Origin of the sequence: Reyranella sp. (assembly GCF_052439685.1) — a bacterium.
GTDB lineage: Bacteria > Pseudomonadota > Alphaproteobacteria > Reyranellales > Reyranellaceae > Reyranella.
Window position 1 is genome coordinate 192,485 of the sequence record NZ_JBQVQG010000007.1, and the last position, 24,118, is coordinate 216,602.

The 24,118-nt window shown below is 66.3% G+C and carries 22 protein-coding genes; 10 read left to right on the forward strand and 12 right to left on the reverse strand.

Annotation, left to right across the window (positions count from 1 at the left end; translation table 11 throughout):
- Positions 1 to 87: 87 nt before the first annotated feature.
- Positions 88 to 1,182, reverse strand: a complete 1,095-nt coding sequence (locus ACT6UX_RS12160) for an alpha-hydroxy acid oxidase (protein WP_444775409.1) — start codon at positions 1,180 to 1,182, stop codon at positions 88 to 90.
- 185 nt (positions 1,183 to 1,367) lie between these two features.
- Here ACT6UX_RS12160 and ACT6UX_RS12165 point away from each other — a divergent pair, with 185 nt between their 5' ends.
- A complete protein-coding gene (locus tag ACT6UX_RS12165; RefSeq protein ID WP_444775410.1) occupies positions 1,368 to 3,272 on the forward strand; it encodes an ABC transporter substrate-binding protein in 1,905 nt (634 codons plus the stop codon).
- A 197-nt stretch (positions 3,273 to 3,469) separates the two neighbouring features.
- On the opposite strand, the gene ACT6UX_RS12170 is transcribed toward ACT6UX_RS12165, so the two are convergent.
- Both ACT6UX_RS12170 and ACT6UX_RS12175 read right to left on the reverse strand, forming a co-directional pair.
- A complete protein-coding gene (locus tag ACT6UX_RS12170) occupies positions 3,470 to 4,402 on the reverse strand; it encodes an IS110 family transposase (protein WP_444775483.1) in 933 nt (310 codons plus the stop codon).
- A 229-nt stretch (positions 4,403 to 4,631) separates the two neighbouring features.
- Entirely contained in the window at positions 4,632 to 7,991 is a 3,360-nt protein-coding gene (locus tag ACT6UX_RS12175) for a carboxyl transferase domain-containing protein (RefSeq protein WP_444775411.1), read from the reverse strand.
- Positions 7,992 to 8,016: 25 nt separating this feature from the next.
- Between ACT6UX_RS12175 and ACT6UX_RS12180 the strand changes: the two genes are divergently transcribed.
- Positions 8,017 to 8,475: a flavodoxin family protein gene (locus ACT6UX_RS12180; RefSeq protein WP_444775412.1), complete on the forward strand. Its 459-nt coding sequence runs from the start codon at positions 8,017 to 8,019 to the stop codon at positions 8,473 to 8,475.
- A 15-nt stretch (positions 8,476 to 8,490) separates the two neighbouring features.
- Here ACT6UX_RS12180 and ACT6UX_RS12185 read toward each other — a convergent pair whose 3' ends face one another.
- Positions 8,491 to 9,294: an SDR family NAD(P)-dependent oxidoreductase gene (locus ACT6UX_RS12185; protein ID WP_444775413.1), complete on the reverse strand. Its 804-nt coding sequence runs from the start codon at positions 9,292 to 9,294 to the stop codon at positions 8,491 to 8,493.
- Between the two features lie 102 nt (positions 9,295 to 9,396).
- On the opposite strand from ACT6UX_RS12185, the gene ACT6UX_RS12190 reads away from it, so the two are divergent.
- From ACT6UX_RS12190 to ACT6UX_RS12200, 3 genes are read left to right on the forward strand one after another with little or no spacing between them, the layout of a single operon-like run.
- On the forward strand, positions 9,397 to 9,867 hold the full coding sequence (locus ACT6UX_RS12190; RefSeq protein ID WP_444775414.1) for a tripartite tricarboxylate transporter TctB family protein: 471 nt from the start codon (positions 9,397 to 9,399) through the stop codon (positions 9,865 to 9,867).
- The gene (locus ACT6UX_RS12195) at positions 9,867 to 11,366 is read left to right on the forward strand and encodes a tripartite tricarboxylate transporter permease (protein WP_444775415.1); all 1,500 of its coding nucleotides are present in this window, start codon (positions 9,867 to 9,869) and stop codon (positions 11,364 to 11,366) included. Before ACT6UX_RS12190 ends, ACT6UX_RS12195 begins: the two co-directional genes overlap by 1 nt.
- 14 nt (positions 11,367 to 11,380) lie before the next feature.
- Positions 11,381 to 12,346 (forward strand): tripartite tricarboxylate transporter substrate binding protein, encoded by a 966-nt coding sequence (locus ACT6UX_RS12200; protein WP_444775416.1) that lies wholly within the window; start codon positions 11,381 to 11,383, stop codon positions 12,344 to 12,346.
- Positions 12,347 to 12,494: 148 nt separating this feature from the next.
- Here ACT6UX_RS12200 and ACT6UX_RS12205 read toward each other — a convergent pair whose 3' ends face one another.
- The gene (locus ACT6UX_RS12205) at positions 12,495 to 13,718 is read right to left on the reverse strand and encodes an acyl-CoA dehydrogenase family protein (protein WP_444775417.1); all 1,224 of its coding nucleotides are present in this window, start codon (positions 13,716 to 13,718) and stop codon (positions 12,495 to 12,497) included.
- 9 nt (positions 13,719 to 13,727) lie between these two features.
- Complete coding sequence (locus ACT6UX_RS12210; RefSeq protein WP_444775418.1) at positions 13,728 to 14,852, reverse strand: acyl-CoA dehydrogenase family protein; 1,125 nt, start codon at positions 14,850 to 14,852, stop codon at positions 13,728 to 13,730.
- A gap of 87 nt (positions 14,853 to 14,939) precedes the next feature.
- On the opposite strand from ACT6UX_RS12210, the gene ACT6UX_RS12215 reads away from it, so the two are divergent.
- Positions 14,940 to 15,284, forward strand: a complete 345-nt coding sequence (locus tag ACT6UX_RS12215; RefSeq protein ID WP_444775419.1) for a DOPA 4,5-dioxygenase family protein — start codon at positions 14,940 to 14,942, stop codon at positions 15,282 to 15,284.
- 4 nt (positions 15,285 to 15,288) lie between these two features.
- Positions 15,289 to 15,771, forward strand: a complete 483-nt coding sequence (locus ACT6UX_RS12220; protein WP_444775420.1) for a CinA family protein — start codon at positions 15,289 to 15,291, stop codon at positions 15,769 to 15,771.
- Between the two features lie 2 nt (positions 15,772 to 15,773).
- Here ACT6UX_RS12220 and ACT6UX_RS12225 read toward each other — a convergent pair whose 3' ends face one another.
- The 3 genes from ACT6UX_RS12225 to ACT6UX_RS12235 are packed head-to-tail and all read right to left on the reverse strand — an operon-like array spanning position 15,774 to position 17,768.
- Entirely contained in the window at positions 15,774 to 16,172 is a 399-nt protein-coding gene (locus tag ACT6UX_RS12225; protein ID WP_444775421.1) for a DUF423 domain-containing protein, read from the reverse strand.
- Between the two features lie 7 nt (positions 16,173 to 16,179).
- The gene (locus tag ACT6UX_RS12230; protein WP_444775422.1) at positions 16,180 to 16,983 is read right to left on the reverse strand and encodes an SDR family NAD(P)-dependent oxidoreductase; all 804 of its coding nucleotides are present in this window, start codon (positions 16,981 to 16,983) and stop codon (positions 16,180 to 16,182) included.
- A gap of 11 nt (positions 16,984 to 16,994) precedes the next feature.
- Complete coding sequence (locus tag ACT6UX_RS12235) at positions 16,995 to 17,768, reverse strand: enoyl-CoA hydratase/isomerase family protein (protein ID WP_444775423.1); 774 nt, start codon at positions 17,766 to 17,768, stop codon at positions 16,995 to 16,997.
- Positions 17,769 to 17,854: 86 nt separating this feature from the next.
- Between ACT6UX_RS12235 and ACT6UX_RS12240 the strand changes: the two genes are divergently transcribed.
- Complete coding sequence (locus ACT6UX_RS12240) at positions 17,855 to 18,784, forward strand: 3-hydroxyacyl-CoA dehydrogenase family protein (protein ID WP_444775424.1); 930 nt, start codon at positions 17,855 to 17,857, stop codon at positions 18,782 to 18,784.
- Here ACT6UX_RS12240 and ACT6UX_RS12245 read toward each other — a convergent pair whose 3' ends face one another.
- Positions 18,785 to 20,599: a DEAD/DEAH box helicase gene (locus tag ACT6UX_RS12245; protein ID WP_444775425.1), complete on the reverse strand. Its 1,815-nt coding sequence runs from the start codon at positions 20,597 to 20,599 to the stop codon at positions 18,785 to 18,787.
- A 375-nt stretch (positions 20,600 to 20,974) separates the two neighbouring features.
- Here ACT6UX_RS12245 and ACT6UX_RS12250 point away from each other — a divergent pair, with 375 nt between their 5' ends.
- Together ACT6UX_RS12250 and ACT6UX_RS12255 are read left to right on the forward strand one after the other, a co-directional pair.
- Positions 20,975 to 22,048 carry an LLM class flavin-dependent oxidoreductase gene (locus ACT6UX_RS12250; RefSeq protein WP_444775426.1) on the forward strand — a complete coding sequence of 358 codons (1,074 nt, stop codon included), beginning with the start codon at positions 20,975 to 20,977 and terminating at the stop codon, positions 22,046 to 22,048.
- Positions 22,045 to 22,932, forward strand: coding sequence for a DMT family transporter (locus ACT6UX_RS12255; RefSeq protein WP_444775427.1), 888 nt, complete (start codon positions 22,045 to 22,047; stop codon positions 22,930 to 22,932). Before ACT6UX_RS12250 ends, ACT6UX_RS12255 begins: the two co-directional genes overlap by 4 nt.
- On the opposite strand, the gene ACT6UX_RS12260 is transcribed toward ACT6UX_RS12255, so the two are convergent.
- Both ACT6UX_RS12260 and ACT6UX_RS12265 read right to left on the reverse strand, forming a co-directional pair.
- Complete coding sequence (locus ACT6UX_RS12260; protein WP_444775428.1) at positions 22,922 to 23,296, reverse strand: lysozyme inhibitor LprI family protein; 375 nt, start codon at positions 23,294 to 23,296, stop codon at positions 22,922 to 22,924. The two genes, ACT6UX_RS12255 and ACT6UX_RS12260, sit on opposite strands and share 11 nt — an antisense overlap.
- On the reverse strand, positions 23,293 to 24,081 hold the full coding sequence (locus tag ACT6UX_RS12265) for an SDR family NAD(P)-dependent oxidoreductase (protein WP_444775429.1): 789 nt from the start codon (positions 24,079 to 24,081) through the stop codon (positions 23,293 to 23,295). Before ACT6UX_RS12265 ends, ACT6UX_RS12260 begins: the two co-directional genes overlap by 4 nt.
- Positions 24,082 to 24,118: the final 37 nt, after the last annotated feature.

The following is a 24,118-nucleotide window of genomic DNA, read 5'->3' on the forward strand; positions in this document are numbered from 1 at the left end:
TTTTAAAAGGCCGCGCGCCACCCCTGTGGCGCTCATGAACTTGACCGAAACGGTCGGGCCGCGCTCCAATGAGAGAGCGACGAGGGCTTAGTACCCCTCGTCCTGCAGGTTGAGCAGCGGGAACGCACTGTGCACGCCGGTCAGGTTGGTCGGCATGCTCCTGGCAATGTAGCTCTTGTCGAGCTGCGACAGAGAGGTGACGCCCAGCAGGCCCATCACCTCCCTCATCTCCTCTTCGAGCAGCTCGATCACGCGCTCGATGCCGGCGGCCCCGGCGGCGGCGAGACCGTAGCAGTACAGACGACCGAGGCCGACCCAGTCGGCGCCCATGCAGATCGCCTTCACGATGTCGCTGCCGCGGCTGAAGCTGCCGTCGACAGCCACCTTGGCGCGACCGGCGACCGCCTCGACGATCTCGGGCAGTACCTCGGCGGAGCCGCGTCCATGGTCGAGCTGGCGGCCGCCGTGATTGGAGCAATAGACTGCCCACACGCCGTTCTGGCAGGCCAGTTCGGCATCCTCTCCGGTGCCGATGCCCTTGAGCATGAACTTCACGTCGGGGAACTTATCGCGGACGGCAATGAAGTTCTTCCAGGAGAAGGCTGCCTGGTGATCCTGGCCGGTTGCCGCTGCGCGCCAGGACTTCACGAAGCGCTTGGCGATGTCGCGCTCGCGCCGGCTATAGACCTGGGTATCGACGGTGATGCAGAAGGCATCGTAGCCGGCGTCCATCGCCTCCTTCACACGGTCCGCGACCCAGGCATCGTCGCCGCGCACATAGAGCTGGTAGATCTTGGGACCCGCGCCGCCCTTCACGATGTCCTGCAGCTTGAGGGTGGTCACCGAGCTGATCAGCATTCCGACATTGCCGGCACCGGCGCCCTGGGCGACGGTGATGCCGCCGCCGGCCTCGAACGATTCCAGTGATCCGACGGGCGCCAGCATCACGGGGAGGCGGATCTTCTTTCCGAGGATTTCGGAGGACGGATCGATGTTCGACACGTCGCGCAGCACGCGGGGCTTGAAGGCGATCGTGTCGAGGGCCAGCCGGTTGCGGCGCAGCGTGGTTTCGGTCTCGGTGCCGCCGATCAAATAATCCCAGATATTCGGATTGAGCCGGATTTTCGCCGCTTTTACGATCTCGTGTAGCGTTACGAATTCGCTCTCCAGGCCGCTTGCCATCGTTCCCTCGAATCTTTCAATGCCGACGGTTTTCTTGCGCGTCTCCGGCGCCCCGTCAACGTGGCGTCACAGGCGGCCGGCATTGACGATGACGTACCTGGGCGATTTGATCGATGTTGGGCATTCGCTCGGCGGAACACGCGGGATCAGCCTGCATTCCCCGAGCATCCGGTGAAGGACTTGAGATGAAGAGACGCGTTCTGACGACAGCACTGGTCTTCGGATGGATGGCGGGGCCGGTCTTCGCTGCCGATCCCGTGCCCGCGCTCAAGGAAACGCCAATGTTCGCGGATCAGGTGAAGTCGGGTGCCCTGCCGCCGGTCGACAAGCGCGTTCCGGAACAGCCCTGGGTGGTGAAGTATTTCGCGGGCGGCGACGGCCCCGGTCAGCAGGGCGGCCAGCTCAACATGCTGGTGGCCAGTTCGCGTGATACGCGGCTGATGACGATCTTCAGCTACACCCGACTCATCATCTACGATGACAAGTTCAAGCTGAAGCCCGACATCCTCGAAAGCTACGAGGAGAAGGAGGGCCGCGAGTTCACGTTCAAGCTGCGCGCCGGCCACAAATGGTCGGATGGCCATCCCTTTACCACCGAGGATTTCCGCTTCTTCTGGGAAGACGTCGCCAACAACAAGGATCTCTCCGCCGGCGGCCCCAGTGTCGAGCTTCTGGTCGACGGACAACCGCCCAAGGTGGAGATCATCGATCCGCTCACGATCAAGTACATATGGGACAAGCCCAACCCTTACTTCATCGAGAGCCAGGCGCGCGCCGCGCCCCTCTTCCTCTACAGGCCAGCCCATTACCTGAAGAAGTTTCACGCCAAATACACGCCCGAAGCCGAAATCCTGAAATCCGCGCGCGGCGGCCAGCAGAGCTGGATATCGATCTACCGCCGCCTGGACGTGATGTACGCCAACGACAATGTCGATTTGCCGACGCTGAACCCCTGGGTCGGCACGACGGCGTCGCCGGCCCAGCGCTTCGTCTACCTGCGTAACCCCTACTATCACCGCATCGACGAGAAGGGGCAGCAACTGCCCTATGTCGACCGGGTGATCTTCACGGTGGCGGCAGCCAATCTCGTGCCGGCCAAGGCGGGCCTCGGCGAGGCCGACCTGCAGCCGCGCTATCTCAACATGCGCGACTACACCTTCCTTCAGAAGAGTGCCCAGTCGTCGGGCGTGAACGTGCGGCTTTGGGAGGCTGGATCGGGCTCGCAGCTCGCACTCTATCCCAATCTCACGACGAACGATGCGGAGTGGCGCAAGCTCATGCGTGACGTGCGCTTCCGCCGGGCGCTCTCGCTGGCGATCGACCGCGAGGAACTCAATCAGGTCGTCTATATCGGCCTCGCCAAACCGTCGAACAACACGATCATGCCGCGCTCCGAGCTGTTCAAGCCCGAGTACGCGACCAAGTGGGCCCAGTACGATCCGAAGCTCGCGAACAAGCTGCTCGACGAGATCGGCCTCACGAAGAAGGATCGCCAGGGAATCCGTCTGCTGCCCGACGGCCGGCCGGCGACGATCGTCGTCGAGCATGCCAGCGAGGAGACCGAGGACAATGACGCGCTCGCGCTGATCGCCGACAACTGGAAAAAGATCGGCATCAAGATGCTGACCAAGCCGCAGACGCGCGACAATTTCCGGCTCCGCACCTCCTCGGGTGAAGCCATCATGACGGCCTTCGCGGGCGCCGTGACGGCGGTCCCGACGCCTAATACGAGCCCCAAGGAGTTCGCACCGACCATGCTGGGCGGCCTGCAATGGGCGCGCTGGGGCATGTTCGTGGAGTCCAAGGGCCGGCAGGGCGAGAAGTGCGATCTCGAATCGGCCTGCAAGCTCCTCGACTACGTCAAGGAATGGGAAACGGGCGCGACCGAGGAAGATCGCCGCAAGGCCTGGGAGAAAATCCTCACCACCAATGCCGACGAGGTCTTCTCGATCGGCACGGTCAACAGCGTTCGCCAGCCGGTCGTCGTCGGTCCGAACGTCCGCAATGTGCCGAAGGAAGGCTACTACGCCTGGGATCCGGGCGGGTACATCGGCCTCTACCAGCCGGACACGTTCTGGGTCGCGCAGTAAGGATCCGACGCAAACCGAAAGGCCCCTCCATCGAGGGGCCTTTTTCTTTGGTGTCTGTTGTCTGAAGTTCACCAACAACCTCATGCTGAGGAGCATCGCGCGGCGATGCGTCTCGAAGCATGGGCGCGAGCACCATGTTTGTTGCCATCCTTCGAGACGCCGCGCTATGCGCGGCTCCTCAGCGACTGTGTCTGAGGTCAAGCGTTTTGCCATGGTGTCCTATCTCTGAGGATGGCGTTGAGGATGACAAGAAGTTTGCGGGCGACGGCGATGGTGGCGACCATCTTGGTCTTACCGGCGGCGATGAGGCGCTCGTAGAAGGTTTTCAAGGGTGGGTTCCAGCGCTTGGCGACCTGGGCGCCAATGAAGAGGGCCGTTCGGACCACCGTGCGTCCGCCCCCGATCCGGGCCTTGCCCTTCCAGAGCCCGGACTGGCGTGTGTAGGGAGCCAGGCCGGCAAGTGCTGCAATTTTTTTATGATCGAGCCGCCCCAACTCGGGCAGTTCGGCCAGCAAGGTCCTGGCGATGATCGAGCCAATGCCTGGCACCGATGCCAGGAGGTCTTCCTTCTCCCGCCACAGCGGTGAACCGCGCACGGCGCCATCGATGTCATGGTCGATGGTGCCGAGTTCACGCTCGAGAGCCTTCAACAATCGTTCGATGCTCTTGCGCACGCGCGGCGGCTCGGTGCGATGCAGCCGCTGGCGTTCGGACGCGATCATCTCGACGATCTGGCGCCGCCGAGCCATCAGATCGGCAAGCAGGCGCGCGGCGCCATCGGGCAACGGCCGGATCTGGGGCCGGGTGGCCTCGGCGAAGCGGGCGATGACCGACGCGTCGATCGGATCGGTCTTGGCACGCTGTCCCAGCGCCTGGGCAAAGGCCCGGACCTGTGCCGGATTGACGATCACCACGGGCATGCCGTGGTCCGAGAGGGTCGCGGCGACCAGGGTCTCGTAGCCGCCAGTGGCTTCGACCGCCACGAGGTCCACCGTGTCGCCCAGGCGGCGGCACAGCTCGACGAGGCCTGTTGCGTCGCGGGAAACCGCATAGGCCTCCTGCGACGGCAGGACATGCACATCCAGTCGGTCCTTCGACACATCGATGCCGACAATGCGACGGTGTTCCATGGCAACCCTTCCTTGCGAAAGCGAGCTCGCGATGCGGCCCACGCGACTGTTCGGGTTCGCTGGAACGACGGACGGGCGACCTTGCTGAGGAACGAGCTTCGACGCCCTCGGATAAGTCGGTCTACCCGCCGCCACCGCGCCGGCTAGTCTAGCCGATCCGGCAGACGCCGACTTACAAGGATGAGGTCGGTCGGCAATTCTCGGTCGAAGAGCCTACAGCGAACCGCCGTCACCAGGTGTCGATGTTCGGCCGCTTCTTGTGGCTGTGCGCCGGCCGCGGCTTTGCCTCGAGCAGAGCCGTGGCGATCCAGCGGCGCGAATCGGCGGGATCGATCACCTCGTCGACCTCGAAATAGGTCGCGGTGCTGAGCGCCTTACCGCGCGCATAGGCGGCCGCGACCATCTTCTCGAACAGCGCGCGGCGTTCGTTCGGATCGCTCACTGCCTCGAGTTCCTTGCGGAAGCCGAGCTTCACGGCGCCTTCCAGGCCCATGCCGCCAAACTCGCCGGTCGGCCAGGACAGCGCAAAGACCGGCGCGTGGAAAGAGCCGCCCGCCATCGCCTGCGCCCCCAGCCCGTAGGCCTTGCGCAGCACGATCGTGCCGAACGGCACGGTGAGATTGGCGCCGGTCACGAACAGCCGCGAGCAGTGGCGGACCAGGGCGGTCTTCTCGATCTCGGGCCCGACCATCATGCCCGGCGTATCGCAGAGGAACAGGATCGGGATATCGTAGGCATCGCAGAGCTGGAGGAAACGCGCGGCCTTGTCGGAGCCGTCGCTGTCGATCGCGCCTGCCAGATGAACCGGGTTGTTGGCCACGATGCCGAGCGGCTTGCCCTCGATGCGGCCGAACGCCGTCACCATGCCGGGCCCGAAGGCGCGGCGCACCTCGAGCACGGAGTCCTCGTCGCACAGCGTGGCGATGACATCGCGCACGTCATAGACGCGCAGCCGGTTCTCCGGGATGGCCCGGCGCAGCAGGCGCTGGTCGGCGGCGCGCCATTCCGGCAGCGCGCCCTGGAAGTAGGAGAGATACTTCTTGGCGACGGCGATCGCCTCCGCCTCGTCCTCGACGGCGATGTCGACCACGCCGTTGGGCACCTGCACGTTCATCGGCCCGACTTCCTCGGGCGAGAAGACGCCGAGATTGCCGCCTTCGATCATCGCGGGTCCGCCCATGCCGATCGTGGAGTTCCTGGTGGCGATCACGACGTCGCAGCAGCCCAGGATCGCGGCGTTACCCGCGAAGCAGCGGCCGGAGTTGATGCCAACGAGAGGCGCGACGCCGCTCAGCCGTCCGAAGATGTGGAAGGCCATGGTGTTGAGACCGGCCACCGACTGGACGTCGATGTCGCCCGGCCGGCCACCGCCGCCCTCGGTGAAGAAGACGAGGGGAATGCGCTGCTTCTCGACGATCTCGAACAGCCGGTCCTTCTTGTGATGATTGTTCTTGCCCTGCGTGCCGGCCAACACCGTGTAATCGTAATGGGCCACCGCGACCCGGCTTCGCTCCGGCCCGAACAGCGAACCGTTGACCCGTCCGATGCCGGTGATCAGCCCGTCGGCCGGTGTCTTCTCGATCAGGTCCTCGACCGTACGTCGCGTGCGCTGGCTGGCGATCGCGAAAGCGCCGTATTCGACGAAACTGTTCGGATCGACGAGATCCTCGAGATTCTCACGGGCCGTCCGCTGATTGGTCTTGCGCCGCCGTGCCACAGACTCAGGCCGCTTCTCGTCGAGCGTGAGCGCGCGGCGTTCGAAATACTCTGCGAGGTCCGGGCGGACATGATCGAGGTCGATCGTCTCCTCGACCGCCGTGCCCTTCACCTCGACATCGGCCTCTTCGACAAAGAGCAGCGAATGGCCCTCATAGACCGTCTCGCCGGACTCGACCGCGATGCGGCGCACGTAGCCGCGCACGGGGCTGCGGATTTCGTGCTGCATCTTCATGGCATCCATGACCAGCAGCGCCTGGCCCGCCGCCACGGCGTCGCCTTCCTTCACCGAGAGGCTCACGATCGTGCCCTGCATGGGTGCCGGGACGGCGACCGTGCCGTCCGGCGCGTCGCTCTCGGGCCCGCGTGACGCCGTCTCCACCTTCGCCTTGCCGAAGGCCAGGACCGCCAGAGGATCGACGCTGTCGACCCGCGCGCCGGCTTGGCGTGCCGACGCCGCCGGTGGCGTCGCGCCCTCGAAATAGAGTCCGCCGCCCAGCTTGCCGGCCGCCGCGATCAGCGACGTGGCCTGCTCATCGACGAAGCGTGTGTGGATGCGGTCGGCCCGGAAATCGGGATGGGCCATCAGGGCGCGCAGGAAGGCGATGTTCGAAGGTGCGCCATCGAGCCGGAATGCTGCCAGCGCCCGCTCGGCGCGCTGCAGCGCGCTGCTCGCATCGGCCGCGTGCACGATCACCTTGGCGAGCAGCGAGTCGAAGTTGGGATTGGTGCGGTAGCCGGCATAGCCGTAGGTGTCGACGCGGATACCGGGACCCGTTGGCGGCTCGAAGGAGGTGAGCGTGCCGCCACCTGGCTTTGCCGAACCGTCTTCCGTCATCGTCTCCATGTTCACGCGCAGCTGGATGGCGTGCCCACGGGGCGAGGCCGTGCGGACGCCGGTCTCGTCGAGCGACGCCCCGCCGGCCAGCCGCAACTGCGTCTTCACGAGATCGACGCCCCACACTTCCTCGGTGACGGTGTGCTCCACCTGAAGCCGCGGATTGGCTTCGATGAAGCAGAAGAAATCCGGGGCCGCGTCATCGACCAGGAATTCGAAGGTGCCGAGGCTGCGATAGTTCACGGCCTTCGCCATCCTCATGGCCGATTCGACGATCTGCCCGCGCATCGCCTCGGCGAGGTTCGGGCTGGGCGCCAGTTCGACGATCTTCTGGCTGCGGCGCTGAATCGTGCATTCGCGCTCGCCGAGCGAGGCGATGCCGCCCTGGCCGTCGCCCACGATCTGCACCTCGATGTGGCGCGCGCGGGCGATCAGACGCTCGGCATAGAGGGCGCCGTTGCCGAAGGCGGCCTGTGCTTCGGCCGACGCGCGTGCGAAGGCCTCGTCGATTTCGCTTTCCTGCGTGACGATCCGCATGCCGCGCCCGCCGCCGCCCGCGATCGCCTTGATGACGATGCCGGCCTTGCGATGCTTGGCGAAGAACGCCTTCACACCTGCCACGTCGACCGCACTGTCGGTGCCCGACAGGACAGGCGCCCCGTTCTTGCCGGCATGCGCCCGGGCGCGCGCCTTGTCGCCGAACAGGTCGAGTTGCTCCGGCGTGGGGCCAACGAAGACGAGCCCCGCCTCGGCGCAGGCCGTCGCGAAGGCGGCGTTTTCCGACAGGAAGCCGTAGCCAGGATGGATCGAGTCGCAGCCGGCGTCGCGCGCCGCCGCAAGGACACCGGCTATGTCGAGATAGGCCGCTGCGCCACGCCCCTTCAGCGGGCGCACTTCGTCGACCCGCCGAACGTGCAGGGAGGTCGCGTCGTCCTCCGAATGGATGCCCACGGCTGCCATGCCGAGTTCGGCGGCGGCCTGGGCGATGCGGATGGCGATCTCGCCACGGTTGGCGATCAGGAGTTTCTTGAGCATGTCAGCGTGGGGTAAAACCCCCTCCATGTCGAAAAGGCTGCTCATTGTGGCGCACGCCCCGTCCGAGAACACCCTCTCCCTGCGCGAGGCCGTGGAACGCGGCGCGCGCAGCGAAACGGGGATCGACGTCGCCGTGATCGCCCCCCTCCAGGCCGGGCCGGACGACGTGCTGGCCGCGCAGGCGGTGATTCTCGGCACCACCGAAAACCTCGGCTACATGAGCGGCGCCCTAAAGGACTTCTTCGACCGCAGCTACAATGCCTGCCTGGAGAAGACGCAGGGCATGCCCTGCGCCCTCTACATAAGGGCCGGCAGCGACGGCACCGGCACGCGCCGCGGCGTCGAGACGATCCTGACCGGCCTGCGCTGGCGTTCCGTCCAGGAGCCCCTGCTCTGCAAGGGCCCCTGGAAACCCACCTTCGTCGACCGGTGCGAGGAGTTGGGTGCCGCCATGGCCGCCGGCCTCGCCGCCGGCATTTTCTGAACTATTGGCCCTGAATCACTGCGCGGTGTAGCCGCCGTCGACGACGAGGCCCGAGCCGGTCATGAAGCCCGCATCGTCCGACGCCAGGAACACGATGCCCTTGGCGATATCCTCGGCGACGCCCAGCCGGCCGATCGGATGCATGGTGAGCGAGGTCTTGCGCGTGGCCTCGGTGTCGTTGGTGCCGAGGGCACGCGCCCGCATCGCGAAAGTCTGCTGGCCCATGTCGGTGTCGATGACGCCGGGATGGATCGAGTTGACGCGGACGCGATAGCCCTTGCGACCGAACTCCAGCGCTGTCGACTTGGTGAACAGCGTCACGCCGCCCTTGGTCAGCGAATAGAGCGGATCGAGCTGCGAGCCGACCAGTCCCGCCACCGAGGCGAGATTGACGATCGCCGATCCATGCGCACTCGTGGCGCCGCGCTCCTTGAGATGGGGAAGAGCAATCTTCGTCCCGAGTACGACGCCGGTCAGGTTGACGGCGACGAGCCTGTGCCACTCGTCCATCGAGGCTTCCTCGACACCCTTGCCGACGAAGATGCCGGCGTTGTTCACGAGGATGTCGAGGCCGCCGAATTTCTTCGCCGTGGCATCGAGGGCGGCCGACCAGCTGGCTTCCTGGGTCACGTCCAGCGGCACGAACATCGCCTGTCCGCCCGCAGCCTCGATCTCCTTCGCGGTCTCCCGGCCGCGCTCCTCGAGCACGTCGCCGATCGCCACCTTCGCGCCGACGCTTGCCATGAGTTTCGCCGCCTCGCCGCCGATGCCGCGCGCGGCGCCGGACAGGAACGCTACCTTGCCATCGAGCCTGTTCATTGCACGTCTTCCTCCTGATTGTTTTACCGACCATCTCAAAGTCGCTATGGTCCGCGCAAGGCACAACGCCGACGACAACAACCTCCGGGAGGAACTTCATCCATGTCGCGAAACGCGCGACGCGGCTGGCTTGTCGCGACGGCGACGATGATGGCGATCTGCGTCTTCGCCATCTGGCAATCGTTGCTGCTGTCGCTGACCGACCGGTTGGGGCCCGGCCCCGGCTTCTTCTCCTTCTGGCTCTCCCTCCTGGGTGTGCTGTTCGCCGGACTGCTGATTCTCGACGTGTGGCGCAAGCCGGTGATCGAGAACGATGAGACGCTGTTCCCGCGTGGCGAAAGCGCCTTCCGCGTACTGATCATCATCGGCGCGGTCGCGGGTGCGACCCTGCTGATGGGATGGGTCGGATTCGAACTGGCTATGCTGGTCTTCATCGCCGTGCTCACCTTCGCCCTGGGTGAGCGCCGCTGGTACGCGATCGGTCTGTTCGCCATCGCCGGCAGCTTCGGCGTCTACTATGTCTTCACGCGCTGGCTCGACGTGCTACTGCCGCCCGGACCCTGGGCCGCCTGATGGAATCGCTCGGATATCTGATGGCCGGCCTCGGCGCGGCTTTGTCGTTCAACAATCTGCTGTTCGCCTTCGCGGGCTGCGTGCTCGGCACGCTGATCGGCGTGCTGCCGGGCCTCGGACCGGCCGCGGGCACCGCGATCCTGATCCCGCTGACCTTCAATCTCGACGCGACCGGCGCCATCATCATGCTGTGCGCCATCTACTATGGTGCCATGTACGGCGGCACGATCACCTCGGTGCTGATCAACGTGCCCGGTGAAGCCGCCTCGGTCGTCACCTGCATCGACGGCTACCAGATGGCCAAGCAGGGACGCGCCGGCTCAGCGCTCGCCATCGCCGCCATCGGCTCGTTTGTCGGCGGCATCGTCGCCACGATTCTGCTGGTGGTCGTCGCCGCGCCGCTGGCTAGCTTGGCGCTGAAGTTCGGACCGGCCGAGTTCTTCGCCCTGATGGTCGCGGGCCTTTGCCTCGTGGTTGGCCTGGCCGGCCGCAACATCCTGGCGGCGCTGCTGATGACCGCGCTCGGCCTGCTCCTGTCCCTCATCGGCATGGATCCGGTCCGCGGTGCGCCGCGCTTCACCTTCGGCGTCGAGGAACTCTATGACGGTATCGGCTTCGTGCCGGTCGTGATGGGCCTGTTCGGTGTCGGCGAACTGCTGCTGGCAGCGGAGGCGCGCCAGACCCATCTCATCCAGGCCGACCTCAAGAAATGGTATCCGACGCGCGATGAGTGGCGCCGGTCGTCCGGCGCCATCGGACGCGGCACGGTGATCGGTTTCGTCCTGGGTCTGATCCCGGGCGTAGGCGCCATCGTTCCGACCTTCATGGCGTACGTGCTGGAGAAGCGTGTCTCCAAGAATCCGGAACGCTTCGGCAAGGGCGCCATCGAGGGCGTCGCCTCGGCCGAGACGGCCAACAACGCCTATGCCAACGGCTCCATGGTGCCTCTGCTGGCGCTGGGCGTGCCGAGTTCGCCCACCATCGCGGTGCTGATGGGTGCCTTCATCGTCAACGGGCTGACACCGGGGCCTTTCCTGTTCCAGGAGAAGCCGGAGCTGGTCTGGACGGTGATCGCCTCGTTCTTCGTCGGCAATGTCCTGCTGCTGATCCTGAACCTGCCGCTGGTCGGACTGTGGGCTCGGTTGCTCAAGATCCCCTTCGCCTATCTCTGCACGGGCGTGCTGATCTTCTGCATCATCGGCGCCTACGGGCTGAAGCAGAGCCTGTTCGACGTCTGGGTCATGCTGGGCTTCGGCGTGTTGGGCTACGTCCTGCGCAAGCTCGACTTCCCGATCGCGCCGGCAATCCTGGCGCTGATCCTGGGACCGATGATGGAGAAGTCGCTGCGCACGACGCTGGAGATTTCGGGCGGCAGCTTCGCGATCTTCCTCGACCGCCCGCTCGCGCTCGCCCTGCTCGCCGTGCCGCTCATCGTGCTGGCCGCCATTGTCGTGCGACCGCGCGCCTTCGCCAACCTGAGACAAACCGACATCGAATGAAAAGGAGGACTTCCATGCTTCGCAGACGCACCCTGATCGCCGCGGCCGGCGCCACCGCTCTCGCCACCCCCGCCTTCGCACAGAACTTCCCGCGCAAGGCCGTGCAGATGATCGTCGCCTTCCCGGCTGGCGGTAACACTGATATCGGCGCCCGCATCCTCGCCTCGATCGCGGAGAAGGATCTCGGCCAGCCCATCACCGTCGTGAACAAGGGCGGCGCCGGCGGCCAGATTGGCTTCACCGAGGGCGCCCGCGCCCGCCCCGACGGCTATACCGTCACCTTCATCAACCTGCCCAGCGTCAGCACCATCGTGCTCGATCCCGAGCGCAAGGCGGCGTTCAAGATGGACAGCTTCGTGCCCGTGGTGAACCAGGTGCTCGATCCTGGCGTCGTGTGGGTGAAAGCTGACAGCCCCTACAAGACGTTCGGCGACCTGCTCGACGCTGCCAAGAAGGCGCCCGGCAAGATCAGCGCCTGCACCACCGGCATCCTGAGCGACGACCATCTGGCGATCCTGATGATCGACGATGCGGCCAAGGTGGATTTCCGCATCGTCCACTTCGAAGGCTCCGCCCAGCAACTCACCGGCGTCATGGGCGGCCATGTCGATTGCGCGTTCGACAATGTCGGCGGCATCGTGAAGCGGGTGAAGTCGGGCGAGCTGCGGGCCCTCGTCGTCACCGACGACGTGCGCTCCAAGTTCCTGCCGGACGTGCCGACCACCAAGGAGCTCGGCTTCCCGTCGGTGATCTCCTCCTCGACGCGCGGCATCGCGGTGCCGAAGGGCACGCCCGCCGACGCGATCAAGGTGCTCGAGACCGCGTTCCTGAAGGCGATCAACAACCCCGAGCACATCAAGAAGATGGACGAGCAGGGCCTTGCCTTGAAGCCGATGGTCGGTGCGGAGTATGCGAAATATTACGCCGACTCACATGCGGCGGCGACGAAATATACCGAATGGGCTCTCAAACAACGTTAGTTGTTTGAGAGCGGTGGGCGGCAGCGCCTTCTGAGGCGCGAAAGCCCACACCGCGCAGAATGGATAAGGATCAGATTTCTTATCCATTCTGCACCGCGCGAGCTCCCGCGCTTGATTACAAGCGCTGTCGCTCGCCCAAGCTGACGCGCTATGAGCGCGTCAGCTTGTTGAACGGCACGTCTTTGTCGACCCTGATATCGGCCGGCAGTCCCAGCACGCGCTCGGCCACGATGTTGCGCAGGATCTCGTCGGTGCCGCCGGCGATGCGGAAGCCGGCGCCGCCGATCCATTGCGCCTGGAAGCCTGCCGCGAAGGGCACGTCCTCCTTCATGATACCGGCATGGCCCATCAGCTCCATGGCGAAGGCGCCCATGTCCTGCATCTTGGGCGCCGCCACGATCTTGATGATCGACGATTCCGGACCCGGCGTCTGGCCCTTGGAGAGCGCCGTCAGCGTGCGGTAGCGCGTGAGCTTGAGCCCCTGCTGCTGCACGTACCAGTCGGCGATCTTCGAGCGGACCTGCTGGTTGCGGATCGCCGCGCCGTCCTCCAGTTCGGTCTCGCGCGCCAGCTCCATCAGCTCGTCGATGTCGAGGCCGCCCGACGGCAGGCCGACGGCGAGCCGCTCGTTCATCAGGGTCGTGAGCGCGGCCTTCCAACCCTCGCCCACCTTGCCCAGGCGCTGGCTGTCGGGAATGCGGACGTTGGTGAAGAACACCTCGTTGAAGTTGGCACCACCCGACATCTGCTTGATCGGACGAACCTCGACGCCCGGCGTCTTCATGTCGAGGAAGAACATGGTGAGACCGGCATGCTTCGGCACGTTCGGATCCGTGCGCGTGATCACGATGCCGAAGTCGCAATAGTGCGCACCCGACGTCCAGACCTTCTGGCCATTGATGATCCAGTCGTCGCCGTCGCGCTCGGCCTTGGTGCGGATGCCCGCGACATCGGACCCGGCTGCCGGCTCGGAGAAGAGCTGGCACCACACTTCCTGGCCGTGCAGCGCGGGCTTCACGTAGCGCTTGAGCTGCTCGGGCGTGGCATAGGCCATCATGGTCGGGATGCACATGCCCAGCCCGATGTCGAAGAAGCCGAGCGGCACCAGGTAGTTCGCCTCTTCCTGCTGGTAGATCACCTGCAGGATCGGCGAGGCGCCGCGACCGCCGAATTCCTTGGGCCAGGTCAGGCGCGCGTAGCCGGCCGTGGCCTTCTTGTCCTGCCACTCCTTGGCTTTCTTGAGCAGCTCGGGATCGTCGTTGCGCGCGCGGTTGCTCTGCGTGTCGTCGCTCTTGCGCGTGGCGTTGGCGTCGAGCCAGCTGCGCACTTCCTGGCGGAAGGCGGCTTCTTCCGGGGTGTCGTTGAAATCCATCGTTCCCTCCTAGGCCGCGTTCTTCTGTTCGAGACGGGTCACCAGCTTGTCCTTCCACGCCATCGGACCGCCGATCGAGAGCGCCAACAGGCGCGAGCGGCGATAATGGAACTGCGTGTCGGCCTCCCAGGTGAAGCCGATGCCGCCATGGGTCTGGATGTTCTCCTTGGCCGCGAAGTCGTAGGCGTCGGTTGCGGCGATGCGCGCCGCCGCTGCCGCGAGCGGCAGGTCGGCGCCGTCCTCGGTCAACATCATGGCGCCGTAATAGGCGTTCGAGCGCGCCAGCTCGAGCTTCACGTAGCAGTCCGCCAGCTTGTGCTTGATCGCCTGGTAGGAACCGATGGCGCGACCGAACGCGGTGCGCTGCAACGCATAGTCACGCGCCATCCACATCGCGGCCTCGGCGCCTCCCACCTGGGCGAACGCGAAGTAGACCGCCGCCGCATCGTAGAGCCGCTCGAGCAGGCGCCAGCCTTCACCCTCGCCGCCCAGCAGCTCGGCGGTGGCGTCGCTGAACGTGAGTTCGGCATGCTTGCGCGCGGGATCGATCGTCTCGATGCGCTTCCTGGCGACGCCCTTCTGGCTGAGATCGACCAAGACGAGCGACACGGCGCGATCGCCCGAGCCGCCCGTGTTGGCGAGCACGATGGCGAAGGTCGCGGCTTCGCCGTCGGTCACCGGCAGCTTCTTGCCGTTGAGGCGACCGCCGCCGAACGTCGTGCGGGTGTTGCGCGGCTTCGGCGGCTGCGCGCCTTCAGCAATCGCCAGCGTGCCGATCGCCTTGCCGGAGGCGAGTTCGGGCAGCCACTTCTTCTTCTGCGCGTCGGAGCCCGCGAGCTTCAGCGCCTCCGTCGCCAGCACGACCGAGGTGTCGAACGGCACCGGCGCCGCGGCGCGACCGATCTCCTCGGCGGCGACGCAGACCTCGAGCGGCGACAGGCCCATGCCGCCATACTCTTCGGGAATGCCAAGGGCCGGCACGCCGAGATCGACGAGGCCTTTCCAGACATCTTCCGCGTGGGTTTCGTTGCCGTCGAGCACGCGCCGCACCACTTTGGTGGGGCACTTGTCGGCGAGGAATTTGCGAACCTGCTCCTTGAGCAGCTTCTGGTCGTCGGAGAAATCGAAGTTCATGATGCCTGACCCTAGCAAGCCTGCTCCGCTCGGGGAACGGCTCTGGGTTCCGACAGGCGGGTTGTGCTGCGCATTATGGTGAACGTCATGAACACGGACCAAATCAAGGACTGGCACGCACACGTCTATTTCGACGAGACGTCGCGAGACGCGGCGTGGGCGTTGCGCGAGCGGATCGAGAAGACCTTTCCCATCGAGATGGGCCGTTTCCACGAACGCCCGGTCGGGCCGCATCCGCGCTTCAGTTACCAGGTCGCCCTGAAGAACGAACAGTTCGAGCCGGTCCTGTCGTGGCTGACCCTGAACCGCGGTGAACTTACGGTATTCATTCATCCCAACACCGGGCACGATCTGGAGGATCATCGCGATCGCGCGATCTGGATGGGCCAGCAGGTGCCGCTGGCCCTCGACATCTTCACCAAGAAGGACTGACCCGATGGACTCCCTGCTCCCGCTCGCCCAACGCGTCGGCGAAAAACTGAAAGCCCGCAAAGAGACCGTCGGCATTTCCGAATCGTCGGCCGGCGGATTGATCTCGGCGGCGTTGCTCGCGGTGCCGGGCGCTTCGGCCTATTTCATGGGCGGCGCTGTGGTCTACACGCGGCCGGCCGGGGATGCGTTCCTCGCGGTGCCGCGCGAGAAGCGCGCCGGCGTCCGCTCCTCCTCCGAGCCATGGGCGCTGCTCGCCGCCGAGCATGTCCGCGCTCGCCTCAAGACGACCTGGGGCCTCGCCGAGACCGGCGCCTCGGGCCCGACCGGCAATTCCTATGGCGATCCCGCGGGACACACCTGCGTCGCGGTCGTCGGTCCCCACGGAAGCGTCGCGCGCACCTTGCGCACCGGCTCCGACGATCGCGTCGCCAACATGCGCGCCTTCGCCGCCGAGGCGCTCAAGCTATTAGACGAACAACTTTCCTGAGATCAGCCGATGGGCCGCTTGAGCGCGGCGATCGCCAGGAACACCCAGCCCGCGATGAAGGCGAGACCGCCGACCGGCGCCACTGCGCCGAACCATCGCGGGCCGCCGAACGACAGGGAATAAAGCGCGCCGGGGAACAGGACGCTGCCGACGAGGAACAGCCACAGGGCGACAATGGCCAGTCGCACATTCAGGTGTTCAGCGCCGGCCAGCGCGCACACGCCCAGCATCGCGAGCGCATGGACCATCTGATAGTGACTGCCGGTCTGCAGCCAGTCGCGCGCCTTCAGACCGGCTTCGGTGCGCAGGTCCAGACCGTGCGCCGCGAAGGCGCCCACGATGACGGAGATCGCGCCGCTCAAAGCGGCAACGACGATCCAGAGCCGCGCGGCGTCACCCATGAGACGACTACTGCTGCGGTCGCGAGGGCCGGCCGCCGGCCGTCATGCCGCCGTCGATCACCAGCTCCTGGCCGGTGACGTAGTTCGACGCGTCGCTGCACAGGAAGAGCACGCCATTGGCGATGTCCTGCGCCTCGCCGACCCGCGGCAATGGCACAGAAGCCGCGGCGCGCTCGCGTGGATCGATCGGCGCGTTGCGGCGATTGCCCTCGGCGCCGGTCGGGATCTTCTCCCAGATCGGCGTGGCGATGATACCGGGATGCACCGAATTGCAGCGGATGTTGTCGGCCGCGTGTTCGAGCGCCACCGACTTGGCGAGCAGGCGCACGCCGCCCTTGGTCGCCGAATAGGCCGCGAGGCCTGGCGCACCGCGCAGGCCCGCCACCGACGACATCAGCACGATCGAGCCGCCACCCACCCGCTTCATCGCCGGGATCGAGTGCTTGATCGAGAGGAACACGCCGTCGAGATTGATGGCCTGCTGACGCTGCCAGTCGGCCAGCGTCATGGTGGCGATCGGCGACATGATGCCGATGCCGGCATTGGCCACCATGATGTCGAGGCGACCGAAGCGCTTCTCGGCCTCGGCGACGATGCCGGGCCATGCCGCCTCGTCGCGCACGTCATGACGGACATAGTGCGCCTTGCCGCCCGCTTTCGTGATGCGCTCGACGACACCCTTCCCCAGGGTGTCGTCGATATCCGTGATGAGAACCGACGTGCCTTCGCGCGCCAGCGTTTCGGCACAGGCCTCGCCGATGCCGGAAGCACCGCCCGTGACGATGGCAACCTTACCCGAGACCTGAGCCATGGAACGCTCCCTTAGCGGTTCTTCCAGTTGCCGGGGCGCTTCTCGGCGTACGACTTGACGCCTTCCTTGAAGTCCTCGGTCTTGCGCGTCCAGTCCTGCTCGGTGAGCTCGCGCTCGGTGGCGATTTCCGCCCCGTCGGCGAAGCCACGGCGCATCGTCTCGCGCGTCGACATCACCGCGAGAGGTGCCGACTCGGCGATCTCCTGCGCGAGCTTGATCGCTTCCTTGCGCACGTCGGCGAGCGGCGCCAGCACGTCGGCCATGCCCCACTCCACCGCCTGCTCGCCGCCGATGCGACGGCCGGTGAGGAACATCAGGTTCGCCTTCTGCTGGCCGATCAGGCGCGGCAGGGTGAAGGTGAGCGAGAAGCCCGGATGGAAACCGAGACGGGTGAAGTTGGCAGCGAAGCGCGCTTCCGGCGCAGCGACGCGGAAGTCCGGCATCAGCGCGAGGCCGAGGCCGCCGCCGATCGCCGGGCCCTGCACGGCCGCGACGCTCGGCTTCTTCGAGCGGAACAGGCGGGTCGCTTCCTTGTAGAGATGCTTGCCGCTCTCGGCCGCGCCGGTCTGCGGACGGTTGGCGAAATCGGCGCCGGCGCAGAACGACTTGCCCTGGGCGCACAGCACATAGGCGCGAATCTTGTCGTCGCGGTCGAAGGCCTCGAAGGCATCGGCGATCTGGTTGATCAGCGAGTTGTCGAAGAAGTTGTGCGGCGGCCGCTGAATCTCGACGATTCCGACGGCGCCGTCGGTGCTGATCCCGATATCCTTGAAGGTGCTGCTCATGTGTTTTCTCCCGCGTTGAAAATCCGGTTAACTTGGCCGGGATACTGCCCCGGCAGGGGTCACGCGTCGATACGGGAGGAAGAGGAATGCCGCAAAGCGAACGACACGCCCTGGTGCTGGGCGGAGGCACGATGGGCGTCGGAATCATCGCCATGTTCCTGGGCGGTGGATGGAAGGTGGACGTCGTGTCGCGCTCCGCCTCGACCCGCGACGGGCTGCCTGCGGCGACATCCCGCGCACTGCAGGCCATGGGAAAGGCGGACGGCGTCTCGGGCCTCGCGACCTACGCGACGCTCGAGGAGGCACCCTGGTCGAAGATCGACATCGTCGTCGAAACGGTCACCGAGGATCTGGAACTGAAGCGGCAGATCTTCGCCGACCTGGAGCGCCTGTCGCGTCCCGGCGTGCCGCTCACCTCCAACTCGTCGAGCTTCCCGATCAGCGAGATCGGCAAGGGCCTGGCGAGCCAGGACCGCATGATGGGGCTGCACTTCTTCATGCCGGCCCACCTCATCCCGCTGGTCGAGGTCGTGCGCTCCGTTCACACCGATGTGACGCTGGCCGAGAAGGTTGGCGCCATCATGAGCGAACTGGGCAAGCGGCCCGTCCAGGTGAAGAAGGACGTGATCGGCTTCCTGGGCAACCGCATCCAGGGCGCGCTGATGCGTGAGGCCCTGTGGCTGATCGAAGAAGGCGTCGCCTCGCCCGAGGACATCGACGCGACCGTGCGTCTCTCCTTCGGCTTCCGCTACGCTGCGGCCGGTCCGATCACGCAGAAGGAGCATTCGGGCTGGGACACCACCTGCGCCGTCGCCAAGATCATCTGGCCCGATCTCAGCAACGCCGACGGCCCGCCGCCGGTGCTTCAGCGCAACGTCGACCAGGGCCGCATCGGCTTCAAGACCAAGGGCGGCTTCTTCGACTGGGACGATGCCTCGATAGCGAAAGAGCGCGCCCGATATGAGCGCGCTCTTTCTAAATGTCTGGAAATCTTCCGCGAGGAAGGAATTCTCTAGCTAGGCAGCGCGGCCTCGACCGCGGCCACCACCGCCGCCGCCTCCACCGCCGAAGCGACGGCCCTTCCACTGGGGACGCGGACCCTGCGGACGATCGCCGGCCGGGCGATCGCCTTGCGGCCGGTCACCGTGGGGACGGTCGCCGTGCGGACGGGGCGCATACTGGCCGCCGCCACCATTGTGATTCGAACGATCGCCGAACGAGCGCGGGCGGTCACCATGGGGACGATCGCCGTGCGGACGATCGGCCTGGGGACGATCGCCTTGCGCGCGATCGAAGCGGTCGCCCTGCGGACGATCCCCTTGCGGACGGTCGCCGTGAGGACGATCTCCCCGCGGGCGGTCACCGAACGGGCGATCACCCTGCGGGCGCGGATTACGCGGGCGGTCGCCGTAGGGACGGTCGCCCTGCGGACGATCACCGTGCGGGCGATCACCCTGCGGAGCATCGCGGAAGTCGCCACCGCGGAACTGGCTGTCGGCATGCGCCGGCGGGCGGTCGCCGCGCGAACGATCGTGATTGGCGCGGTCGCCGAACGAGCGATGACCGCCGGGACGACCACCGCCACCCGGACGGCCGCCGCCACGCGGACCACCACGGCCCTCGCGGGGACGCTCGTCGCGTTCGCGATCGTCGTCTTCGCTGCGGGCACGCATCGGCGGGGCCGGCGGCATGTCCTCGTTGGCCGGCGTCGGAACGACCGGGATACGCTGGTTGGTCAGACGCTCGATGCCCTTGAGCTGGCCGCGCTCGCTGCCGTCGCAGAACGAGATCGCGATGCCCGAGGCGCCGGCGCGCGCGGTGCGGCCGATGCGATGGACGTAGCTCTCGGCATCGGCCGGCAGCTCGAAGTTGATGACGTGGGTCACGCCCTGCACGTCGATGCCGCGCGAGGCGAGATCGGTCGCGACCAGGACGCGGGCCTTGCCGCGAGCGAAGTTGTCGAGCGCCTTCTGGCGGGCGTTCTGCGACTTGTTGCCGTGGATCGCCTCGGAGCGGACACCGCGGTCCTCCAGCGCCTCGGCGACGCGGTTGGCGCCGCGCTTGGTGCGCGTGAAGATGATGACCCGCTCGAGGGCCTCGTCGGACAGAAGATGGTTGAGCAGGGTGCGCTTGTTGGCCGAGTTCACGAAGTAGACGCGCTGGTCGATCCGCTCGACCGTGCGGCCCTGCGGCGCGATCTCGACCTTCTCGGGATTCTTGAGGATCTCCGAGGAAAGCTTGGCAATATCGTTCGGCATGGTGGCCGAGAACAGCAGGGTCTGCCGGTTCTTCGAGACCGACGCCGCGATGCGGCGCACGTCGCGGATGAAGCCCATGTCGAACATGCGATCAGCTTCGTCGAGGACGAAGAAGCTGACCTGTCCGAGCTTCACGTTGCCGCGCTCGACGAGGTCGAGCAGACGGCCGGGCGTGGCGATCAGGATGTCGACGCCACGCGACAGGGTCTCGATCTGGCGACCATAGCCCAGACCGCCGACGACGGTGCAGAGGCGCAGGCCGAGGCCGCGACCGTAGGTGTCGAAGCTGCGGGCGATCTGGACCGCCAGTTCGCGGGTCGGCGCCAGCACGAGGGCGCGCGGGCTCTTGGGGAGGGCGCGCTCCTTCGACTCGGAGAGATGCTGCAGCACGGGCAGCGCGAACGCCGCCGTCTTGCCGGTGCCGGTCTGGGCGATGCCCAGCACATCACGGCCCTGCAGCAGGGCCGGAATCGTGCGCGCCTGGATCGGCGTCGGTACCGTGTAATTCGCCGCGTTCAATGCACGCAGCAGCGGCTCGGCCAGACCGAGGTCCGCAAACGTAACTTCACTCACTGAAAATCCTTACTTGCCGCCGGCATGCCATCCGGGCACGCACATCTGTGGCGGCGTTAGGCCCGTTCCCGCGCGCGGCTGGGACGGCTCTTGTCTTTGGGGATTGTCTCGGGATGAGGCGCCGTCAAAAACCATGGGGCGCGTCGCGCGATCGCGAGAAATCTTGGAAGCCCACGAGCGTTGCGGGCTGGCGCGTATATGATGCTGCAGCGCAGCGGAGTCAAGCGGATTGCTGGGATTCCGGTGGCCCTCGCACCGAGCCCGCCCTCTGCAAGCCCGTGCAGAGCGATACATGGGGTACGCACGAGGTCGAAAACGCCGCCAAGGTGGTGAAGAATACTGCCGCAAACACGAATGAATCTGGAGGAAAACGGCATGGAATTCGGCATCCTCTTCACCTCGCACGCCAATCCGAAGGAAGAGCCTTATCCGCACCGCGCCGTGCATGCGCGCACGACGGAGGAGATCATCGAGGCGGAACGGCTGGGCTACGACACGGCCTGGATCGCCGAGCACCATTTCTCGACCAGCTACGGCATCATGCCGGACTGCTTCGCCTACATGGCCTACCTCGCCGCGAAGACCAGCCGCATCAAGCTGGCTTCCGGCGTGATTACCTTGCCGCTCTACGATCCGATCCGCGTCGTCGAGAACGCCAACTTCGTCGACATCCTGTCGAACGGCCGGGTCATGCTGGGCATCGGCTCGGGCTATCGACCCTACGAGTTCGTAGGCCTGGGCAAGGACTTCGAAGGGCGCCGCGACATGGTCGAGGAAGCGGTCGGCCTGATGTTCGACGCCTTCCATCGCCATCGCTACGACCACAAGGGCAAGTATTTCAGCGGCACCGTCGCAGAGCCCTACGAGATGCTGCCGCAGCCCGTGCAGATGCCGCATCCGCCGCTCTACATGGCGGGCGGCACCGACCGCTCGATCGGCTATTGCGGCCGCAACGGCTTCGGCCTGATGCTGTCGACCCTGCCGGGCATCGAGACGCTGGCGGCCCAGACCGCTCTCTACAAGCGCGAACTCGCGACGGCCTCGGCCGAGCGCGTCAAAAATCCCGGCGCCGGCCAGATCGACATCGCGCGCTGGGTCTACATCGCCGACACCGATGCGCAGGCGCGCGCCGAGACCGAGGAGGCGATCGTCCGCCACATCGCACATTTCGGTGGCACCGGCACCGCGGGCTATCTCGGATCGGTCTCGGAAAAAGGCAACCAGCTCAGCTACGACGAGCTGCTGAACACCACGCTGCTGCACGGCTCGGCCGAGACGGTGATCGCGCGTCTACGCGAGATGCAGGCGCGCACCGGCATGACCTCGCTTCTGCTGCACTACCCGCCCTACTATGGACGCGAAAAGACGATGCAGAGCCTGAAGCTCTTCGCCGAGCGCGTGATACCCGCCTTCCGCCCGCCGGCGCAGCGCGCGGCCGCCGCCGAATGACGCCGCAAGCGGCCGCTACCGGCCGCAGCAACACGTCCCGCGGGGCTGTCTTCACCATGCTCGCCATGCTGGGTTTCGCCAGCATGGACACGATCACCAAGTGGATGGTGGCCGACTATTCGGTCGGCCAGATGATGTGGGTTCGCTATGCCGTCTTCTGCCTGTTCGCCTGGCTGATCGTGCGGCGGCGTGGATTGCGGGCGGCCGCGCGCTCCAGCCGGCCGTGGCTACAGTTCGGCCGCGCCCTGCTCGCGGTGATCGAGAGCGCGGTGTTCGTGCTGGCCTTTCGTTATCTGCCGCTGGCCGACACTCACGCCGTCGCCGCCACCTCGCCGCTGATCGTGATCGCACTCGGTGTCCTGTTCCTCGGCGAGCGCGCGGGGGCGGCACGCTGGGCGGCCGTCGGGGCGGGCTTCGTCGGGGTGCTGCTGATCGTGCGGCCAGGCTTTCGCGTACTCGACTGGCCGCTCCTGCTGCCCCTGGCCGGCGCCATCCTGTGGGGCGGCTATCAGATCCTGGTCCGCCTCTGCTCACGCACCGACACGCCCGACACCACGCTCGTCTGGTCGGCCTTCGTGGCGTTCGGTGCCACGACGCTGTTCGGGCCATGGCAATGGGTCTGGCCGGACGCCAAAGGCTGGGCACTGCTGTTTGCCATCGCTTCGCTGGGCGCGCTGGCACATTACTCGCTGATCAAGGCGCTCGACTATGCCGAGGCGGGCGCCGTCCAGCCTTATAGCTACATGCTGCTGGTGTTCGTCAGCATCCTGGGGGCGATCGTATTCGGCGACATTCCCGACCACTGGACCCTGGCCGGCGCCGCCGTGATCGTGGCGTCAGGCCTCTACACCTGGCACCACGAACGGCGTCGCCCTAGTTCCTGACGCAGGAGAGATCGCCTTCCTGGCAGTTGAGCTGGGCTTCCAGATCCTTCACCCGCACGAGGGTGAGGCGCGCCTGGCATTGGGCGACGATCATCCCGTGGATCGAACCACCGGTCGTCGGTGCACCGATGAATTCACATTCCTTGTCGCGGAAGCGGATCCACGCCTCTTCGGCCGCCTGCAGGCGGGCGCGGCTCTCGGGTCCGAGGCGCGTCCGCAGCTTCGTGTAGGCGGCGTTGAGCTGCCGGTCGGCATCCTGCAACGCCGTACCCACCTGCTGGTTGAGGTCCATCTGGCTCTGCGCAGAGCCCGCGGCCGGCATCGCGACGACCGCAGCGAGGAGCGCGACCAGCAGCCGGATCATCGCGGCCACGCCCGGAGCGCGACGAGGCCGCCGTCGATTGGCAGCATCACGCCGGTCACCCAGCGCGATTCGTCGGAGGCGAGATAGACCGCGCCGTGGGCGATGTCCCAGGCCGTGCCCTCGACCTGCATCGGCACCATCTTCTTGCGCCGGTCGCGCGCCTCGGCGCCGAGATGCGCCACCATCGGCGTGTGCACCGAGCCCACAATGATGCAGTTGGCGCGGATGTTCTGCGTCGCATAGTCGGCCGCGACCGACATCGTGAAGCCGTGCAGGCCCGCCTTGGCCGTCGCGTAAGCCACCGCCCCGGCGCTGCCCATCAGCCCGACCGCCCCGGCGATCGACGACACCATGATGATCGACCCGCCGCCGCCTTCCTTCATGCGCGGCAGGCACGACTTGGTGCACAGCATCGTCGTCGTGAGGTTGGCTTCGAGCACCTTGTTCCAGGTCTCGAGCGTCACAGTCTCCGGCGTGCCCGGGCCACCGATGCCGACATTGTTGTGCAGGATGTCGAGGCGGCCATATTTCTTCATCGCGAAGTCGGCCATCGCCTCGGCCTCGTCGAGCTTGGCCACATCGCCCGCGAAGACCGACGCCTCGCCGCCCTCGCTCTTGATCTGTTCGGCGAGCTTCTCGGCACGCTCGGCACTGCGATTGACCAGCACGACCCTAGCGCCTTCCTTGGCGAACAGCAGTGCCGTCGCCATGCCGTTGCCCACGCCCTCACCGCGCGGCGCCGCCCCGGTCACCACCGCCACCTTGCCTTGCAGCCGTCCGGCCATGTCTACTCTCCGCCCAGATGATTTCAGGCGCGGACCT

What these genes read in the sequence shown, in the direction of transcription:
- ACT6UX_RS12235 (WP_444775423.1), bottom strand. Translation starts at nt 17,768, where the DNA reads ATGAGCAGCACCTTCAAGGATATCGGGATCAGCACCGACGGCGCCGTC.
- ACT6UX_RS12225 (WP_444775421.1), bottom strand. Translation starts at nt 16,172, where the DNA reads ATGGGTGACGCCGCGCGGCTCTGGATCGTCGTTGCCGCTTTGAGCGGC.
- ACT6UX_RS12230 (WP_444775422.1), bottom strand. Translation starts at nt 16,983, where the DNA reads ATGGCTCAGGTCTCGGGTAAGGTTGCCATCGTCACGGGCGGTGCTTCC.
- ACT6UX_RS12205 (WP_444775417.1), bottom strand. Translation starts at nt 13,718, where the DNA reads ATGGATTTCAACGACACCCCGGAAGAAGCCGCCTTCCGCCAGGAAGTG.
- ACT6UX_RS12190 (WP_444775414.1), top strand. Translation starts at nt 9,397, where the DNA reads ATGTCGCGAAACGCGCGACGCGGCTGGCTTGTCGCGACGGCGACGATG.
- ACT6UX_RS12260 (WP_444775428.1), bottom strand. Translation starts at nt 23,296, where the DNA reads ATGATCCGGCTGCTGGTCGCGCTCCTCGCTGCGGTCGTCGCGATGCCG.
- ACT6UX_RS12250 (WP_444775426.1), top strand. Translation starts at nt 20,975, where the DNA reads ATGGAATTCGGCATCCTCTTCACCTCGCACGCCAATCCGAAGGAAGAG.
- ACT6UX_RS12255 (WP_444775427.1), top strand. Translation starts at nt 22,045, where the DNA reads ATGACGCCGCAAGCGGCCGCTACCGGCCGCAGCAACACGTCCCGCGGG.
- ACT6UX_RS12160 (WP_444775409.1), bottom strand. Translation starts at nt 1,182, where the DNA reads ATGGCAAGCGGCCTGGAGAGCGAATTCGTAACGCTACACGAGATCGTA.
- ACT6UX_RS12200 (WP_444775416.1), top strand. Translation starts at nt 11,381, where the DNA reads ATGCTTCGCAGACGCACCCTGATCGCCGCGGCCGGCGCCACCGCTCTC.
- ACT6UX_RS12185 (WP_444775413.1), bottom strand. Translation starts at nt 9,294, where the DNA reads ATGAACAGGCTCGATGGCAAGGTAGCGTTCCTGTCCGGCGCCGCGCGC.
- ACT6UX_RS12220 (WP_444775420.1), top strand. Translation starts at nt 15,289, where the DNA reads ATGGACTCCCTGCTCCCGCTCGCCCAACGCGTCGGCGAAAAACTGAAA.
- ACT6UX_RS12195 (WP_444775415.1), top strand. Translation starts at nt 9,867, where the DNA reads ATGGAATCGCTCGGATATCTGATGGCCGGCCTCGGCGCGGCTTTGTCG.
- ACT6UX_RS12215 (WP_444775419.1), top strand. Translation starts at nt 14,940, where the DNA reads ATGAACACGGACCAAATCAAGGACTGGCACGCACACGTCTATTTCGAC.
- ACT6UX_RS12180 (WP_444775412.1), top strand. Translation starts at nt 8,017, where the DNA reads ATGTCGAAAAGGCTGCTCATTGTGGCGCACGCCCCGTCCGAGAACACC.
- ACT6UX_RS12175 (WP_444775411.1), bottom strand. Translation starts at nt 7,991, where the DNA reads ATGCTCAAGAAACTCCTGATCGCCAACCGTGGCGAGATCGCCATCCGC.
- ACT6UX_RS12165 (WP_444775410.1), top strand. Translation starts at nt 1,368, where the DNA reads ATGAAGAGACGCGTTCTGACGACAGCACTGGTCTTCGGATGGATGGCG.
- ACT6UX_RS12240 (WP_444775424.1), top strand. Translation starts at nt 17,855, where the DNA reads ATGCCGCAAAGCGAACGACACGCCCTGGTGCTGGGCGGAGGCACGATG.
- ACT6UX_RS12210 (WP_444775418.1), bottom strand. Translation starts at nt 14,852, where the DNA reads ATGAACTTCGATTTCTCCGACGACCAGAAGCTGCTCAAGGAGCAGGTT.
- ACT6UX_RS12170 (WP_444775483.1), bottom strand. Translation starts at nt 4,402, where the DNA reads ATGGAACACCGTCGCATTGTCGGCATCGATGTGTCGAAGGACCGACTG.
- ACT6UX_RS12265 (WP_444775429.1), bottom strand. Translation starts at nt 24,081, where the DNA reads ATGGCCGGACGGCTGCAAGGCAAGGTGGCGGTGGTGACCGGGGCGGCG.